16 protein-coding genes are annotated in these 15421 nt (G+C 69.7%); 10 read left to right on the top strand and 6 right to left on the bottom strand.

What is annotated here, in order from left to right; genetic code table 11:
• Positions 1 to 95 precede the first annotated feature (95 nt).
• The 5 genes from OG407_RS28015 to OG407_RS27995 all read left to right on the top strand — a co-directional run bounded on the left by OG407_RS28015 (position 96) and on the right by OG407_RS27995 (position 6148).
• Positions 96 to 1121, top strand: coding sequence for an ABC transporter permease (locus OG407_RS28015; protein ID WP_405862195.1), 1026 nt, complete (start codon positions 96 to 98; stop codon positions 1119 to 1121).
• Positions 1118 to 2068 (top strand): hypothetical protein, encoded by a 951-nt coding sequence (locus OG407_RS28010; protein ID WP_405862193.1) that lies wholly within the window; start codon positions 1118 to 1120, stop codon positions 2066 to 2068. The genes OG407_RS28015 and OG407_RS28010 overlap by 4 nt, the downstream gene beginning before the upstream one ends.
• Before the next feature lie 139 nt (positions 2069 to 2207).
• Complete coding sequence (locus tag OG407_RS28005) at positions 2208 to 4568, top strand: RNA degradosome polyphosphate kinase (RefSeq protein ID WP_405862191.1); 2361 nt, start codon at positions 2208 to 2210, stop codon at positions 4566 to 4568.
• Entirely contained in the window at positions 4549 to 5667 is a 1119-nt protein-coding gene (locus OG407_RS28000; RefSeq protein ID WP_405862189.1) for a CHAD domain-containing protein, read from the top strand. Before OG407_RS28005 ends, OG407_RS28000 begins: the two co-directional genes overlap by 20 nt.
• A gap of 40 nt (positions 5668 to 5707) precedes the next feature.
• The gene (locus OG407_RS27995; RefSeq protein ID WP_405862187.1) at positions 5708 to 6148 is read left to right on the top strand and encodes an NUDIX hydrolase; all 441 of its coding nucleotides are present in this window, start codon (positions 5708 to 5710) and stop codon (positions 6146 to 6148) included.
• On the opposite strand, the gene OG407_RS27990 is transcribed toward OG407_RS27995, so the two are convergent.
• A complete protein-coding gene (locus OG407_RS27990; protein WP_405862185.1) occupies positions 6145 to 6774 on the bottom strand; it encodes a hypothetical protein in 630 nt (209 codons plus the stop codon). The two genes, OG407_RS27995 and OG407_RS27990, sit on opposite strands and share 4 nt — an antisense overlap.
• A 420-nt stretch (positions 6775 to 7194) precedes the next feature.
• Here OG407_RS27990 and pstS point away from each other — a divergent pair, with 420 nt between their 5' ends.
• The 4 genes from pstS (at position 7195) to pstB (ending at position 11326) form a co-directional block, all read left to right on the top strand.
• Positions 7195 to 8325, top strand: a complete 1131-nt coding sequence (gene pstS / locus OG407_RS27985; RefSeq protein ID WP_365309161.1) for a phosphate ABC transporter substrate-binding protein PstS — start codon at positions 7195 to 7197, stop codon at positions 8323 to 8325.
• A gap of 108 nt (positions 8326 to 8433) precedes the next feature.
• The gene (gene pstC, locus OG407_RS27980; protein WP_405862183.1) at positions 8434 to 9444 is read left to right on the top strand and encodes a phosphate ABC transporter permease subunit PstC; all 1011 of its coding nucleotides are present in this window, start codon (positions 8434 to 8436) and stop codon (positions 9442 to 9444) included.
• Positions 9441 to 10502 carry a phosphate ABC transporter permease PstA gene (gene pstA / locus OG407_RS27975; RefSeq protein ID WP_405862181.1) on the top strand — a complete coding sequence of 354 codons (1062 nt, stop codon included), beginning with the start codon at positions 9441 to 9443 and terminating at the stop codon, positions 10500 to 10502. The genes pstC and pstA overlap by 4 nt, the downstream gene beginning before the upstream one ends.
• A gap of 47 nt (positions 10503 to 10549) precedes the next feature.
• A complete protein-coding gene (pstB, locus tag OG407_RS27970) occupies positions 10550 to 11326 on the top strand; it encodes a phosphate ABC transporter ATP-binding protein PstB (RefSeq protein WP_328682001.1) in 777 nt (258 codons plus the stop codon).
• A 123-nt stretch (positions 11327 to 11449) separates the two neighbouring features.
• Here the strand turns inward: pstB and OG407_RS27965 are convergent, their stop codons facing one another.
• The 3 genes from OG407_RS27965 to OG407_RS27955 all read right to left on the bottom strand — a co-directional run bounded on the left by OG407_RS27965 (position 11450) and on the right by OG407_RS27955 (position 13650).
• Positions 11450 to 11860 carry a hypothetical protein gene (locus OG407_RS27965; protein ID WP_405862178.1) on the bottom strand — a complete coding sequence of 137 codons (411 nt, stop codon included), beginning with the start codon at positions 11858 to 11860 and terminating at the stop codon, positions 11450 to 11452.
• A gap of 163 nt (positions 11861 to 12023) precedes the next feature.
• Complete coding sequence (locus OG407_RS27960; protein ID WP_405862176.1) at positions 12024 to 13022, bottom strand: anion permease; 999 nt, start codon at positions 13020 to 13022, stop codon at positions 12024 to 12026.
• A gap of 7 nt (positions 13023 to 13029) precedes the next feature.
• Positions 13030 to 13650 carry a DUF47 domain-containing protein gene (locus OG407_RS27955; RefSeq protein ID WP_026151758.1) on the bottom strand — a complete coding sequence of 207 codons (621 nt, stop codon included), beginning with the start codon at positions 13648 to 13650 and terminating at the stop codon, positions 13030 to 13032.
• 197 nt (positions 13651 to 13847) lie between these two features.
• Here OG407_RS27955 and OG407_RS27950 point away from each other — a divergent pair, with 197 nt between their 5' ends.
• Positions 13848 to 14213, top strand: coding sequence for a metal-sensitive transcriptional regulator (locus OG407_RS27950; protein WP_405868643.1), 366 nt, complete (start codon positions 13848 to 13850; stop codon positions 14211 to 14213).
• On the opposite strand, the gene OG407_RS27945 is transcribed toward OG407_RS27950, so the two are convergent.
• Positions 14210 to 14392, bottom strand: a complete 183-nt coding sequence (locus OG407_RS27945) for a hypothetical protein (RefSeq protein ID WP_365309157.1) — start codon at positions 14390 to 14392, stop codon at positions 14210 to 14212. The genes OG407_RS27950 and OG407_RS27945 overlap by 4 nt on opposite strands.
• Positions 14393 to 14499: 107 nt before the next feature.
• Positions 14500 to 15342, bottom strand: a complete 843-nt coding sequence (locus tag OG407_RS27940; protein WP_405862174.1) for a hypothetical protein — start codon at positions 15340 to 15342, stop codon at positions 14500 to 14502.
• Positions 15343 to 15421: the final 79 nt, after the last annotated feature.

Here is a 15421-nt window from a genome sequence, read left to right as displayed (position 1 = left end):
GGGGTCTTTTCTAACCACTCACACGCTATGACAATGGTTAGTTTTACCCCCAGCCTCCAGCACCCACCCACCCCCGACACCCCGGAGGCCGCCACATGACCGCCCTCGCCACACCGCCGGTCACCGGGCGCCCGGCCGGATCCTCGCCGCATCTGCTCCGCTGGCTGCTGCGTCTGCACCGGCCCGCCCTGCTGGTCTGGGCCGTGTTCGTGCTCGTCCTCGCCGGCCTCCTGCTGTGGGTGGGCGGCCCGCTGACCGACGCGTCGGCCGAGGGCTGGAAGCAGTACCACGCCTGCGCGACGAACGGCTGCGTCTACGTCCCGAGCGCGGTCGGCCGCTACAAGACCTGGTACACCTACACGACCATCGCCGTCGTCGCCACCCCGGTCCTGGTCGCCGCCTGGTCCGGCGCCGCGCTGACCAGCCGCGAACTGGAGCACGGCACCGCGCAGTTGGCGTGGACCCAGTCGGTCTCCCCGGCCCGCTGGCTCGCCGCCAAGCTCGCCCTCCCGGCTGTCCTGGTCGCCGTCGGCTCCGGACTGCTGGTGGGGCTGCACCACTGGGCCTGGTCGGCGGGCCAGGGCCGGATCGACACCGCCAAGGACTGGTACGACATCGGCACCTACGCCGCCAACGGCCCGGCCACCGCCGCCATGGCCCTGGCCGCCCTGGTGATCGGCGCCCTCTTCGGCCTGCTCAAGCGCAACTCCCTTGCCTCGCTGGTCGGTTCGCTGTGCGGCACGGGGTTGCTGTGGAGCCTCATGGCCATCGCGACGCCGCACCTGTGGCCCACCGTGACCAAGCTCAGCAGCCTCCAGCACACCACCCCGGCCGGCTCCGGCATCGTCGTCGACCAGGGCCTGGTCACCGCCGCCGGCGCCCACATCGCCGACCCGCACTGCGGGGGCTCCAGTTGGGCGAACTGCCAGACCCTCTACACCAAGCTCGACGCCGTCAGCTACTACAACGACTACCACCCCCAATCCCACTACTGGCCCCTCCAGTTGACGACCACCGCGATCATCCTCGCCGTCACCGCCGCCCTGACCGTGGCCGCGTTCCGACTCCTCAAGCGCCGGACCGGTCCGTCGGCGCCCGCACGCAAGGCAGCCGCCGTATGACCGCCCTCGCCGTGGACCCGACGGTCCGCCCCAGACCCGCCCGCATGTGGCGCACCGTGCTGCGCCTGCACCGGGGCATCCTGATCGGCTGGGGGGTGTACGTCGCCCTCGTCTCCGGGGTCCTGGTGTGGGCCTACGGCCCCGGAGGGAGCGCCGCCCAGGCCGACTGGCGGCGCAAGTGCACCGCGCACGGCTGCGACTGGAGCAGCGCGATCAGCCTGTACCACGCGGCCCACGCGGTCGCCGAGTTCGCGATCGGCTGGGTCCCCTACCTCGTCGCCATCTGGGCGGGCATCACCCTCGCCGGCGAACTGGAGCGCGGCACCACCCGCCTGGCCTGGACCCAGAGCGTCTCCCCGACCCGCTGGCTGGCCACCACGCTCGCCGTCCCGGCCGCGCTGGTCACCGCGGGCAGCACCGTGCTGGTCCTGCTGCACCGGCTGCTGTTCGACGCCCACCAGGTGCCGGTCACCTGGAACTGGTGGAACGACGGGACCTTCACCGCCAACGGCACCCTCGCCGTCGTCTACCCTCTGCTCGGCCTCGCCGTCGGCACCCTCGCGGGCCTGCTCCGGCGCCACGTCTTCTCCTCGTTCGGGCTCGCGATCGCCGTCATGGGCCTCGCCCGCACCGCCCTCACGTACGCCCGCCCGCACCTGTGGCCGTGGGTGACCCGCACCAGCCCCCTGAACACCGGGTACGACGCACCGCGCGACGTTCTCGTCGGCGACCGGGGCGCCGTCACCTCCACCGGCCGCCATGTCCCCGACACGTGCTTCGAACAGGCCAAGTGCCTCAAGTCGGTCGACATCACCGGCTACTACGTCCAGTACCACCCCGCCTCCCACTTCTGGCCCCTCCAGTTCGTGGAGACCGGCATCGTCCTCGCCCTCACCGCCCTCGTCCTCGCCACCGCCTTCACCCTGCTGCGCCGCCGCACGGCCTGACCGGAACCCGCCTCCCCGCGGCTCCCCCGCATCCGTTACGTTCGTTTCCGCGCCGTGGACGTCCGGGAGCCGCCCCCCGATATCCCGCACGCCATGTCGCCGTAACCAACGGTTCAGACGGGCTTGCGACGCTCGGCGAATGAAGCCCGTCGTGCCAGAGCCTTCGCCGCCTCCCGAGGTGAACGGGAGCAACGGGGCCGTCCTCCCGCTCCTTCCGGCGCTGTCCGACGCGCCCGTATCGCCGGTGGCGCGGAACAATGGGCACATGAGCAGCCAGCCCAACGCCCAGGCCCAGGTTCAGCACGCGCAGCCCTCCGTGGGCTCCATAGCCGCCCACCGCCCGCACACCGTGTCGGCGGCGGTCTCCGATCTGGAACCCGACATCGACGCCGACCTCGACGAGTACGAGGAGTCGCCGTACGACGGGCCCCAGCTGCCGCAGGGCCGCTTCCTGGACCGGGAGCGCAGCTGGCTCGCGTTCAACGAGCGGGTCCTGGAGCTGGCCGAGGACCCGAATACGCCCCTGCTGGAGCGGGCGAACTTCCTCGCGATCTTCGCCAGCAACCTGGACGAGTTCTTCATGGTCCGGGTGGCCGGCCTGAAGCGCCGTATCGCCACCGGTGTCGCCACCCGCTCCGCGTCCGGCCTGCAGCCGCGCGAGGTGCTGGAGATGATCTGGGCCCGCTCGCGCGAGCTCATGGCCCGGCACGCCGCCTGCTACCACGAGGACATCGCCCCCGCGCTGGCGGAGGAGGGCATCCACCTGGTCCGCTGGAACGAGCTGACCGAGAAGGAGCAGGCCCGCCTCTTCACCCTGTTCCGGCACCAGATCTTCCCGGTGCTGACCCCGCTGGCGGTCGACCCCGCGCACCCCTTCCCGTACATCTCGGGCCTCTCGCTGAACCTCGCGGTCGTCGTACGGAACCCGGTCACCGGACACCGCCACTTCGCGCGCGTGAAGGTGCCGCCGCTGCTCTCCCGCTTCCTGGAGTCCTCCCCGGGCCGGTACGTCCCCCTGGAGGACGTCATCGCCGCCCATCTGGAGGAACTCTTCCCGGGCATGGAGATCCTGGAGCACCACGCGTTCCGGCTGACCCGCAACGAGGACCTCGAAGTCGAGGAGGACGACGCCGAGAACCTGCTCCAGGCCCTGGAGAAGGAGCTCATGCGGCGCCGCTTCGGGCCGCCGGTGCGCCTGGAGGTCGAGGAGTCCATCGACCGCGAGGTGCTCGACCTGCTGGTGCGCGAGCTGAAGATCAGCGAGGCCGAGGTGTACCCGCTGCCGGGTCCGCTCGACCTGACCGGGCTGTTCCGCATCGGCTCGCTGGACCGGCCCGAGCTGAAGTACCCGAAGTTCATCGCGGGCACCCACCGCGACCTCGCCGAGGTCGAGTCGGCCTCCGCCCCCGACATCTTCGCCGCCCTGCGCAGCCGGGACGTGCTGCTGCACCACCCGTACGACTCGTTCTCCACGTCCGTCCAGCGGTTCCTGGAGCAGGCGGCGAACGACGACGACGTCCTCGCGATCAAGCAGACCCTGTACCGCACCTCGGGCGACTCCCCGATCGTCGACGCGCTCATAGAGGCGGCCGAGGCCGGCAAGCAGGTCCTCGTCCTGGTCGAGATCAAGGCCCGCTTCGACGAGCACGCCAACATCAAGTGGGCGCGCAAGCTGGAGGAGGCGGGCTGCCACGTCGTCTACGGCCTCGTCGGTCTCAAGACGCACTGCAAGCTGTCGCTCGTGGTCCGCCAGGAGGGCGACCTGCTGCGCCGCTACAGCCACGTCGGCACCGGCAACTACCACCCGAAGACGGCCCGCCTGTACGAGGACCTCGGGCTGCTGACGGCGGACCCGCAGGTCGGCGCCGACCTCTCGGACCTCTTCAACCGGCTGTCCGGCTACTCGCGCCGCGAGACCTACCGCCGCCTGCTGGTCGCCCCCAAGTCCCTGCGCGACGGCCTGATCGCCCGGATCAACAAGGAGGTCCAGCACCACCGTGCCGGGCGCCCCGCGTTCATCCGCATCAAGGTCAACTCGATGGTGGACGAGGCGATCATCGACTCGCTCTACCGCGCGTCCCAGGCGGGCGTCCCGGTCGACGTGTGGGTGCGCGGCATCTGCGCGGTCCGGCCCGGCGTCCCCGGCCTGTCCGAGAACATCCGCGTACGGTCCATCCTCGGCCGCTTCCTCGAACACTCCCGCGTCTTCGGCTTCGGCAACGGAGGCGAGCCCGAGGTGTGGATCGGCAGCGCCGACATGATGCACCGCAATCTCGACCGTCGGATCGAGGCCCTCGTCAGGGTCACCGACCCGGCCCACCGCGCCACGATCAACCGGATGCTGGAAACCGGTATGTCGGACACCACCTCCTCCTGGCACCTGGGCCCGGACGGCGAATGGACCCGGCACGCGACCGACGCGGAGGGCCAACCACTGCGCAACGTCCAGGAGATGCTCATAGACGCCCGGAGGCGCCGGCGTGGCACAGCAACACCTTGACCCGACGGATCCCACGGCCCGTGCCGTGACAGGTGACGCCCTCGCGGGCTACCTGCGCGGCCAGGCCACGGAGTTCCTCCGCGCCCTGCGGCTGCACCGGGAGACCGGCAGTGGCAGCGGCCAGAACGGTACGGAGGATTCCGTCGACGCGGCGCGCGCCCTGCGCCACTCGGCCCGCCGGATCAGCGGCAGCCTGCACACCTTCCGCCCACTGCTGGACGCCGACTGGTCCGAGGCGATGCGCCCCGAACTGGCATGGCTGTCCGGCACGTTGGCCCTGGAGCACGCGTGCGCGGCCCGCCTGGAGCGGCTGCTGCTGGCCCTGCACCGGCTGTCGGGCTCCACGGCGTTCCCCGCCCAGTCGGCGGCCTCGGCGGTCGGCGGCCGGATCACCGGCGCGGGCCGGGGCGTCCCGGCACCCGCCACAGCTGCCGGCCGCGGACCGGCCACGTCCCCGACCGTCATCGCCGAGCGCGGCAACCTCACCGTGGGCGCGGCCAAGGCCGGTGCCCTGCTGGAGCGCCAGCTCACCCTGGCCCGGACCCGGGCCCACTCCACCGCGCTGCAGGCCCTCGGCTCCTCCCGCTTCCACGCGGTCGCCGACAAGGTCGCCGTGCTGGCCAGCGAGGTCCCGCTGACCCCGGCCGCGGCCGGCACCGACCTGCGCCCGCTGGCCGCCGCCGCCGGGGAGCGCCTCACCGACGCGGTCACCGCGCTGCCCCTGGTCACCGCCGGGCACCCGTACAACGCGGAGGCCCTCATCCACGGCCTCTCCCCCGACCCCGCCCCGCACCCCCAGGACGGCCCCTGGCACCAGGTCCGGCTGCTGCTGCGGCTGCACCGCTACGCCGGTGAGGTCCTGCACACGGACGGCGCGCCGATGGACGTACGCCTGCTGACGGCCGGCCAGGCCCTCAATCTGCACCGGGACGCCTCGGAGGCCGCCGCGGCGGCCGCGTCGGCGGCCCGCACCCCGCGCATCGCCCCGGCGACCGCGTACGCGCTCGGCGTGCTCCACGCCGACCAGCGCCACGAGGTGGAGGCGGCCCGCTTCGCCTTCCAGCAGTCATGGCAGAAACAGGCGGTGGGCACGCCCTGACGCCCCGCACCACCCCCGCAGAGGAGACGGTGAACAACCAGTGACTTCCTCCACGCACGACACCATCGTCCAGGCAGCGGGCTGCGTCCTGTGGCGCCACCGGTCCGCCGGAGACCTCGAACTGGCGCTGGTCCACCGGCCCAAGTGGGACGACTGGTCGTGGCCCAAGGGCAAGCTCAAGCGGGGCGAGACCTTCGAGGACGCGGCCCGGCGCGAGGTGCTCGAAGAGACCGGCTACACGTGCCGGCTGGGGACGAGGCTCCCGTCGGCCCACTACACCGACCACCACGGGCGCCCCAAAGAGGTCCGCTACTGGGCGGCGGAGGCGACCGGCGGGGCTTTCGCGCCCAACGACGAGGTCAACACGCTCGTCTGGCTCAGGCCGGACGAGGCCCACGAGCGGCTCACCTACGAGCGGGACCGGGACCTGATCTCCCTCGCGCTCATGGCCATCGGCACGGACGAGGACCCTCCCGGCTAGGGGGTGTCGTCGCGGCTTCCGGCCGTGCCCAGGACGACGAGTTCCCCGCTCTCCAGCAGCTCCGCGAGCACCCGCGGCGCGCGCCCGAAGTGGCAGTGGTCCCGCTGTGCGCGGCCGATCACCCGGTCCGGGTGGCCGAGCGCCGCCAGCACGTCCCAGTGCAGTCCCTGCGCCCAGACGTACCCCGGCTCCCCGTCGACGTCCATGTCCCTCTCGTCGAGCGGGGTGTCCGCGAGCGCGGAGGCCAGCCGGTGGCCGTCCACGGGTCCGGCGGCGAAGTCCAGGAACGCGGCGGGGTCCGCGTCCGCGGGGGTGCCGTCGGCGGGCTTGTCGTCCCGGTCGTACGGCGCGGAGTCGTAGCGGTGGGCACGGCCTCCGTCCCGCCAGACCTCCAGCTCCAGCCGCTCGCCGTCGTACTGGAAGGCGGCCAGCACCGGAACGCCCAACGCGGCGCCGACCGGCCCGGCGACCGAGAAAACACCGTTGCCGTCGATGAGCCGGTCCGGATGGACGAGGCAGAATCCCGGCCCGGCGGGCGCCGCGTAGGCGGCCACGCGGACCTCGTGCAGAACGGGGGCCGCCCGGTCGAGCGGCAGGGGAATCAACAGCGTGCCGTACGTGGCCACGGCCTCACCTCCGGGAACGCCGTGAACCTACGTGCCCATGACACCGCCAGGCCAGCGAATTACGCCCGCCGTCCCGCGCGTGCCGTACCGCCCACCTCGCGTTACGTTGCGAACGGGCGGCCACGGCAGGTCCCTCACCCGGCCGGGGGACCGACCCCTCAAGGAGACGCCGGGGACCGCTCCACACCTGGCATAGTCCGGAATCACCTCGTGTCCTCGACGTGAGCGTTCCGTGACCTAACCGCACCGCCCACAGGGGTTCACCCTCCGTTCACTTATGCCCATAGGCGCCTTCACCTGTTCTGCCTAATTTCGGCCTTACGCGATGCGAGCCGCGACCTGGGGGTCGCCACCCGCGTCACCCCGTCTTCGCACGCCGCCGTAATTCAGGACGGCGGCTCTCGGAAGGAACTCTTTCAAGTGAAGCTTCAGCGCATGAACCGGCGGGCCCTCACCCTCGGTGCTCTCGCGGTCTCCGGCGCCCTGGCCCTCACGGCGTGCGGCTCGGACGACAACGGCGGCTCTTCGAGCAGCACCAGCTCGTCGGCGGCCAACGCCAGCTCCGCCAACTGCGGCACGGCGAAGAAGGGCCAGCAGCTGCTCGCCGACGGCTCGTCCGCGCAGAAGAACGCGATCGACGCGTGGGTGAAGGCGTTCAGCCAGGCCTGTGGCGTCCAGATCAACTACAAGGGCGGCGGCTCCGGCGCCGGTGTCACCTCCTTCAACCAGGGTCAGCTGGCCTTCGCCGGTTCCGACTCCGCGCTGAAGCCCGAAGAGGTCACCGCCTCCAAGCAGGTCTGCTCCGGCGGCCAGGGCATCGACCTCCCGATGGTCGGCGGCCCGATCGCGCTCGGCTACAACGTCCCGGGTGTCGACAACCTGGTCCTGGACGCCCCGACGCTCGCGAAGATCTTCGACAGCAAGATCACCAAGTGGAACGACGCGGCGATCAAGAAGCTGAACCCGTCCGCCACGCTGCCCGACCTCAAGATCCAGGCGTTCCACCGCTCGGACGAGTCCGGCACCACGGACAACTTCACCAAGTACCTGATCGCCACCACCGCGGCCAACTGGAAGTACTCCGGCGGCAAGGCCTGGCAGGCCAAGGGCGGCCAGTCCGCGGCCGGCTCCGCGGGCGTCGCCCAGCAGGTCAAGGCGACCTCGGGCGCCATCGGCTACTTCGAGCTCTCCTACGTCGGCGACGGCGTCAAGGCCGTCAGCATCGACACCGGTGCCTCCGCCCCGGTCGCGCCCAGCACCGACAGCGCCACCAAGGACATCGCCGACGCCAAGGTCGTCGGCACCGGCTCCGACCTGTCGCTCAAGCTGAACTACAACACCAAGGCCGACGGCGCGTACCCGATCACCCTGGTGACGTACGAGATCGTCTGCGACAAGGGCAACAAGGCCGACACGCTGCCCGCGACGAAGGCGTTCCTCACCTACATCGCCAGCGAGGAGGGCCAGAAGGTCCTCAGCACCATCGACTACGCGCCGATCCCCGACGCGATCATCACCAAGGTTCGCAGCACCATCGCGAGCATCAGCTAGTCCGAGTGTGCGGCCGGGTCCCGGACCAGGGACCCGGCCGCACCGTCCGGTGCACCGCCGCCACGGACCCCACACCGCACGTGTGGACCCGCAGACCGGAGAAACCCGATGGACATATCGACCAAGAACCCCGAAGAGGCACCGCCTCCCACCCCAGCGCCCTCGGCCGCCCTGCAGAAGCGCGCGGCCCGCGGCGCCACCCGACCCGGTGACCGGATCTTCCTCGGTCTCTCCCGCGGGTCGGGCATCCTGCTGCTGGTGATCATGGCCGCGATCGCGGTCTTCCTCACCTATCGCGCCTCCCTCGCGATCAGCAAGGACCACGCGAACTTCCTCACCACCTTCGAGTGGAACACCAACCTGTTGCCGCCGAAGTTCGGCATCGCCGTCCTGGCGTTCGGCACGGTGGTGTCCTCGATCATCGCCATGGTCATCGCGGTCCCGGTCGCGGTCGCCATCGCCCTGTTCACCACGCACTACGCCCCGCGCAAGCTCCGCGGCCCGGTCTCCTACGTGATCGACCTGCTGGCCGCCGTACCGTCCATCGTGTACGGCCTGTGGGGCGCCCTGATCCTCGTACCGCACATGGTCGGGCTCTTCGGGTGGCTGAACTCCTACTTCGGCTGGACCGGGATCTTCTCCTGGGACGAAGGCGCCCCCCGCTCGATGCTCACCGTCGGCATCCTGCTGGCGATCATGATCCTGCCGATCATCACCAACGTGAGCCGCGAGGTCTTCAAGCAGGCCCCGCAGATGATCGAGGAGGCGGCCCTCGCCCTCGGCGCCACCCGCTGGGAGGTCATCCGCATGGCGGTGATCCCCTTCGGCCGCTCCGGCGTGATCTCCGCCTCGATGCTCGGCCTCGGCCGCGCGCTCGGCGAGACGATGGCCGTCGCCACCGTGCTCTCGCCCGACTTCATCATCCACGCCAGCCTGCTCAACCCGGGCGGCGGAACCTTCGCCCAGAACATCGCCAGCAAGTTCAGCGAGGCGTCGGCGGACGGCCGGGACGCGCTCATCGCCTCCGGTCTCGTCCTGTTCGTCATCACCCTGCTGGTCAACGGCGCGGCCCGGCTCATCATCGCCCGCCGCGCGGAGTACTCGGGGGCCAACGCATGAGCAACGCAGCCGTAGCGGAAAAGCCCGCGAGCACCCTCCAGGGCGCGACCCTCCCGAAGTGGTCGCCGTACGCGATCGCCGGCGGGTCGATCGTCCTGGCCGTCCTCATCGGACTGGTCGGCAGCCTCGACAGCAAGGTCCAGTGGGGCCTGATCGCGGCGATCCTCTTCGTCCTCGGTACGTACGTCATCGCCGCGCGCATCGAGGGCACCCGTCAGGCCAAGGACCGCATCGCGACCAGCCTGGTCTGGGTCGCTTTCATCCTCGCCGTCATCCCGCTCGTCTCCCTCCTGTGGACGACGATCTCGCGCGGCGTGAAGGTCCTGAACATCTACTTCCTGACCCACTCGATGGGCGTGGTCGCCGACTCCGAGCCCGGCGGCGGCATCTACCACGCCATCATCGGCAGCCTGGAGCAGGTCGGCCTCGCCACCCTGATCGGCGCCCCGATCGGTGTGCTCACCGCGATCTACCTGGTCGAGTACGGACGCGGCGCCCTCTCCAAGTGGGTCACCTTCTTCGTCGACGTCATGACGGGCATCCCGTCGATCGTCGCGGGTCTGTTCATCCTGTCCCTGATGCTCATGTGGGACATGGAGCCCTTCGGCTTCGCCGGTTCCTGCGCCCTGGCCATCCTGATGATGCCGGTCGTGGTCCGCTCCACCGAGGAGATGCTGAAGCTCGTCCCGAACGAGCTGCGCGAGGCCTCCCTCGCCCTCGGCATCCCGAAGTGGCGCACGATCCTCAAGGTCGTCCTCCCCACCGCGATCGGCGGCATCACCACCGGCATCATGCTGGCGGTCGCCCGTATCGCCGGTGAGACCGCGCCCGTCCTGCTGCTGGTGTTCGGCAACCCGTTCATCAACAACGACCCGTTCCACGGGGCGCAGGCGTCGCTGCCGCTGTACATCTACCAGCAGTTCGCGCAGAGCGCGGGCGCCGGAGCGGCCTACGACCGCGCCTGGGCGGCCTCGCTCACCCTGATCGCCTTCGTGATGATCCTCAACCTGGTGGCCCGCGGCATCGCCCGCTGGAAGGCCCCCAAGACCGGTCGCTGACCGCGACCTCCTCAGCGACCGTTCTGAACTCTGGAAGTGAAGCAGTCATGTCCAAGCGAATCGACGTAAGCGGGCTCACCGCCTTCTACGGCTCCCACAAGGCGATCGAAGACATCTCGATGACGGTCGAGCCCCGCTCGGTGACGGCCTTCATCGGCCCCTCCGGCTGCGGCAAGTCGACGTTCCTGCGCACGCTCAACCGTATGCACGAGGTCACCTCCGGCGGCCGTGTCGAGGGCAAGGTCCTCCTGGACGACGAGGACCTCTACGGCCACGGCATCGACCCGGTGTCGGTCCGCCGCGAGATCGGCATGGTCTTCCAGCGCCCGAACCCGTTCCCGACGATGTCGATCTTCGACAACGTGGCGGCGGGCCTGCGGCTGAACGGCAGCTACAAGAAGAGCGAGCTGGCGGACGTCGTCGAGAAGTCCCTCAAGGGCGCGAACCTCTGGAACGAGGTCAAGGACCGCCTGAACAAGCCGGGTTCGGGCCTGTCGGGCGGCCAGCAGCAGCGCCTGTGCATCGCGCGGGCGATCGCGGTCGAACCGAAGGTCCTGCTGATGGACGAGCCCTGCTCGGCGCTCGACCCCATCTCGACCCTGGCCATCGAGGACCTGATCGGCGAGCTGAAGGAGCGCTTCACGATCGTCATCGTGACGCACAACATGCAGCAGGCGGCCCGCGTCTCGGACCGTACGGCCTTCTTCAACCTCGCGGCGGTCGGCCAGCCCGGCCGCCTCATCGAGATCGACGACACGGAACGCATCTTCTCCAACCCGTCGGTCCAGGCCACCGAGGACTACATCTCGGGCCGCTTCGGCTAGACACCGGCGTCAAGAACCCCTCGCGGTGCTGCATGGCGGTGCCACCGCGAGGCCGAAAAGGGCCCGCCCCCGGCTCCCGGGGGCGGGCCCGTTCGTGTCCGGCCGAGCAGTTCCCAGAGAGAGCTAGCTACCGGCGTACTGCCTTTCCCAGCCACTGCATGTAGCCGTTTTCACGACACCGTCGTCCCGGAGACAGACCTTGATGTACACGTACGAGGTCTCGGAGACGTTGTGGTCCTCGTACGCGCAGGTGTTGGCACCGTCGCCGTCGTAGAACGAGTGCACAGTGCCGCTGGCGCCGACCTTCCAGTAGCCGATGACGCCGGCGCCGTCCTTCCAGTTGTCGCAGACCGCGAAGTGGTCGCCGTAGCTCTGGAACCACTCGGATCCGGCCCAGTCGACGTACGAGCCCGACGCGACGGTGTCGACGGTGAGCGTCGCGGCCGACGCGGGAGAGGCCGCGTAGAGGAGCAGGCCCGTGAGAGCCGAGGCCACCCCCGCCCCGGACATGAGGTGACGACGAAGTTTGGACATGGGGATCCCCACCCTTGTATGACGCGTTCCATTCGAACGCTTGATCCCCAGAAGTTAGCAGCGGTCTGGCACTGGGACGGGGCTTCGGGGAAAGCGGTTGCACCTTCACAGGAATGGCCCGCTCCGGACTCCGGAGCGGGCCATTCACCAGGGTGATGGAGGCCTACAGGAACGCCAGATCAACAACCCAGAAGCTGGCGGCAGCCACCACCGCGGCCGCCGGCATCGTGATGAACCAGCCCAGCACGATGTTCTTGGCGATACCCCAGCGCACGGCCTTGACCCGCTTCGTCGCCCCGACGCCCATGATCGCGGACGTGATGACATGGGTCGTGGAGATGGGCGCCTTGAAGATGTACGCCGAGATGAACATGATCGACGCGCCCGTGGTCTCCGCGGCGAACCCCTGCGGCGGGTCGAGTTCGATGATCTTCCGGCCCAGCGTCCGCATGATGCGCCAGCCGCCCGCGTACGTACCCAGCGACAGCATCACCGCGCAGACGAGCTTCACCCACACCGGGATCGGATCCTCGAACGTCTTGTTCCCGGAGATGACCAGCGCCATCACCACGATGCCCATGGTCTTCTGCGCGTCCTGAAGGCCGTGCCCGAGCGCCATCCCCGCCGCGGAGACGGTCTGCGCGATCCGGAAACCGCGCTTGGCCTTGTGCGGGTTGGACTTCCGGAAGATCCACATGATGGCGGTCATCACCAGATAGCCGCCGATGAGACCGACCACCGGCGACACGAACATCGGGACGACGATCTTGTCGATGACCCCGTGCCAGTACACCTGCGTACCGCCCGCGAGCGCGGCCCCCACCATCCCGCCGAACAACGCGTGCGAGGACGACGACGGCAGCCCGAAGTACCAGGTGACCAGGTTCCAGGTGATCGCGCCGACGAGCGCGGCGAAGAGGATCCCCATCCCCTTCGACCCCTCGGGCGTCTCGATCAGCCCCTCACTCACCGTCTTGGCGACCCCGGAACCGAGAAAAGCACCGGCGAGATTCATCACGGCGGCCATGGCGAGCGCCGCGCGCGGAGTCAGCGCCCGGGTAGAGACCGACGTGGCAATCGCGTTGGCGGAGTCGTGGAAACCGTTCGTGTACGTGAAAAAGAGCGCGACCAGAATGGTCACGACCAGAGCGAAGGTGTCCATGGAGAGGTCAGGACTCCTTGACGGCGATGGTCTCCACCGTGTTCGCCACGTGCTCGAACGCGTCCGCCGCTTCCTCCAGCACATCCACGATCTGCTTGAGCTTCAGCACCTCGATGGCCTCGTACTTGCCGTTGAAGAGCATGGCCAGCAGCTTGCGGTGGATCTGGTCGGCCTGGTTCTCCAGCCGGTTGACCTCGATCCAGTACTCGGTGAGGTTGTCCATCGTGCGCAGGTTCGGCATGGCCTCAGCGGTGAGCTCCGCGGCCCGCGCCAGCACCTCGATCTGCTGCTCGACGCCCTTGGGCAGTTCCTCCACGTTGTAGAGGACGACCAGGTCGACGGCCTCCTCCATGAAGTCCATGATGTCGTCGAGGCAGGAAGCGAGGTTGTAGATGTCCTCGCGGTCGAAGGGCGTGATGAAGGAGGAGTTCAGCTGATGGAAGATCGCGTGCGTGGCATCGTCACCGGCGTGTTCCGCGGCCCGCATACGCTCTGCGATCTCGGCCCGGCCGGCGGTGTCCGCCCCGAGCAGTTCCATGAGGAGTTTCGAGCCCGTGACGATGTTGTCCGCGGACGCGGCGAACATGTCGTAGAAGCTCGTCTCCCTGGGGGTCAGACGAAAGCGCACAAGGGGTCCTCGGGAAGCATGGGTTTCGGTCAGGCTGATGCTAAGTGCATCATCCGGCCACGGCTAATGGGCCGTCCCCCAGTGTCGCCCATCAGGCACAGTGATCCGCACGGGGGCGTACCAAGGGCCCTATACCCAGCAAAGTTCGTTACGATATACCCACTAGGGGTATATGTCTGGAGGACGCGATGGACGCGATGACGACCACCGAGGCCGGCGCGGCGGCAGCGCCCTCCGAACCGACGCGCGAGCCGGTCGACGAGGCGCCCCAGGAACCGGTGACGCACGGTTACCACCACCAGAAGGACGAGCACCTCAAACGCCTGCGCCGGATCGAGGGCCAGGTCCGCGGTCTGCAGCGGATGGTCGACGAGGACGTCTACTGCATCGACATACTCACCCAGGTGTCCGCCTCCACGAAGGCCCTGCAGTCGTTCGCGCTGCAGCTCCTGGAGGAGCACCTGCGGCACTGCGTCGCCGACGCGGCGGTCAAGGGCGGCGGGGAGATCGACGCGAAGGTCGACGAGGCGACGAAGGCGATCGCCCGACTCCTCCGCACCTAGCCCCTGGACCCGCCGGGGGCGTCCCGTTCCTCGGCGACCTTCAGCACCTCGTCGATGCTCTCCAGGCTGAGCCGGTCCTCGGCGGCCGAGGCCGCGATGATCAGGTCTCCGCACAGCTCGATCTCGGCGAGGGCCACGTGGTCCTGAACTGCCGTACCGCCGACCGGAGCCACGTGCATCACCTCTTCTCTGCCGACACCGACTTCCTAGAGTAGGGAGCGGTCTACACAACGCGCATGGCACGGACGGGCTAGTCCTCACCCCGACCCACACCGACCGTTTCGGGTCACTTCTCGGCGATCTGCCCGGCGTAGATGTCCTTCGACGCCGGAAGCCGTACGTCCACGGGGGCCCCGAAGTCGTACAGCAACGTCGTCGAGGTGACCGCCACCGGGTTGTGGCGCTGCCCGTTGACGAAGCTGAACCGCTGCCCCAGCTTGCGGACGCGCCCCTGGTCGTCGAGGTAGACGTCGAAGGGCACACGGGCGGTGGCGAACCCTTTCGCCGCCGACCGCAGAGCCGCCTCGTTCCCCGCCGACGCGCTCCGCGCGGCGACGGCGAGATCGGCGACCCCCCGATAGTGACGCACGGAGGCCCCGGCCACCTCCGTCTTCCCCAGATCCGTCGCCGCAGTCGTCCCGCGCAGCAACTCGGCGGCGGCGTACGGGTCGGTGGCGCCGCCGGTCACGAGGTTGCCGTCGGTCAGCGTCCCGGTGTCGACCCGTACCCATTTGTCGGCGGGCACCCCGGCACCCCGGTTCTTCATGAACAGGGCGCCCGGCGCGAGGAGTTCGGTGATCGGCCGGTGCTCGCTGGCGCCCGCCGGGTCCTGCGGCAACTGCACCTTCAGCCGGCCGAGCTGGCGGCGGAAGTCGTAGACGCCCTCGCCGCGGATGGTCACGCGGGTGCCGCCGGTGGCCATCTCCATGGACGTACGAGCCTGTGAACTCCCCGCCGCCGCAAGGGAGTCGGCCGCGCGCCGCACCACCGTGACCGCGTCCCCGGCGCCGCGCGCGTCCGCGGTCGCCACCCCGTCCCCGGCACCGCATCCACCGGTGCCGACGCAGACCCCGACCATGAGTCCCGCCGCGACGACCGCTCCGCCCGCGCGCCTCTGCTGCCGCTCCATAGCCTGCCGTACCCCCGTACGTCGTCACGGGCCCTGTCGTTCCGCGTCGTTCCGCTTAACGACGGGTGGATGGGCCCGT

Source organism: Streptomyces sp. NBC_01515 (assembly GCF_045040345.1).
Classification (GTDB): Bacteria; Actinomycetota; Actinomycetes; order Streptomycetales; family Streptomycetaceae; genus Streptomyces.
The sequence above is the reverse complement of the archived record's forward strand: the minus strand, read 5'-3'. Positions and strand labels throughout refer to the sequence as shown.

Bases quoted from the DNA above. Each gene is read 5' to 3' on its own strand.
- OG407_RS28015 (WP_405862195.1), top strand. From the start codon at position 96: ATGACCGCCCTCGCCACACCGCCGGTCACCGGGCGCCCGGCCGGATCC.
- OG407_RS28010 (WP_405862193.1), top strand. From the start codon at position 1,118: ATGACCGCCCTCGCCGTGGACCCGACGGTCCGCCCCAGACCCGCCCGC.
- OG407_RS28005 (WP_405862191.1), top strand. From the start codon at position 2,208: ATGAAGCCCGTCGTGCCAGAGCCTTCGCCGCCTCCCGAGGTGAACGGG.
- pstC (WP_405862183.1), top strand. From the start codon at position 8,434: ATGGACATATCGACCAAGAACCCCGAAGAGGCACCGCCTCCCACCCCA.
- pstA (WP_405862181.1), top strand. From the start codon at position 9,441: ATGAGCAACGCAGCCGTAGCGGAAAAGCCCGCGAGCACCCTCCAGGGC.
- pstB (WP_328682001.1), top strand. From the start codon at position 10,550: ATGTCCAAGCGAATCGACGTAAGCGGGCTCACCGCCTTCTACGGCTCC.
- OG407_RS27965 (WP_405862178.1), bottom strand. From the start codon at position 11,860: ATGTCCAAACTTCGTCGTCACCTCATGTCCGGGGCGGGGGTGGCCTCG.
- OG407_RS27960 (WP_405862176.1), bottom strand. From the start codon at position 13,022: ATGGACACCTTCGCTCTGGTCGTGACCATTCTGGTCGCGCTCTTTTTC.
- OG407_RS27950 (WP_405868643.1), top strand. From the start codon at position 13,848: ATGACGACCACCGAGGCCGGCGCGGCGGCAGCGCCCTCCGAACCGACG.
- OG407_RS27945 (WP_365309157.1), bottom strand. From the start codon at position 14,392: ATGCACGTGGCTCCGGTCGGCGGTACGGCAGTTCAGGACCACGTGGCC.
- OG407_RS27940 (WP_405862174.1), bottom strand. From the start codon at position 15,342: ATGGAGCGGCAGCAGAGGCGCGCGGGCGGAGCGGTCGTCGCGGCGGGA.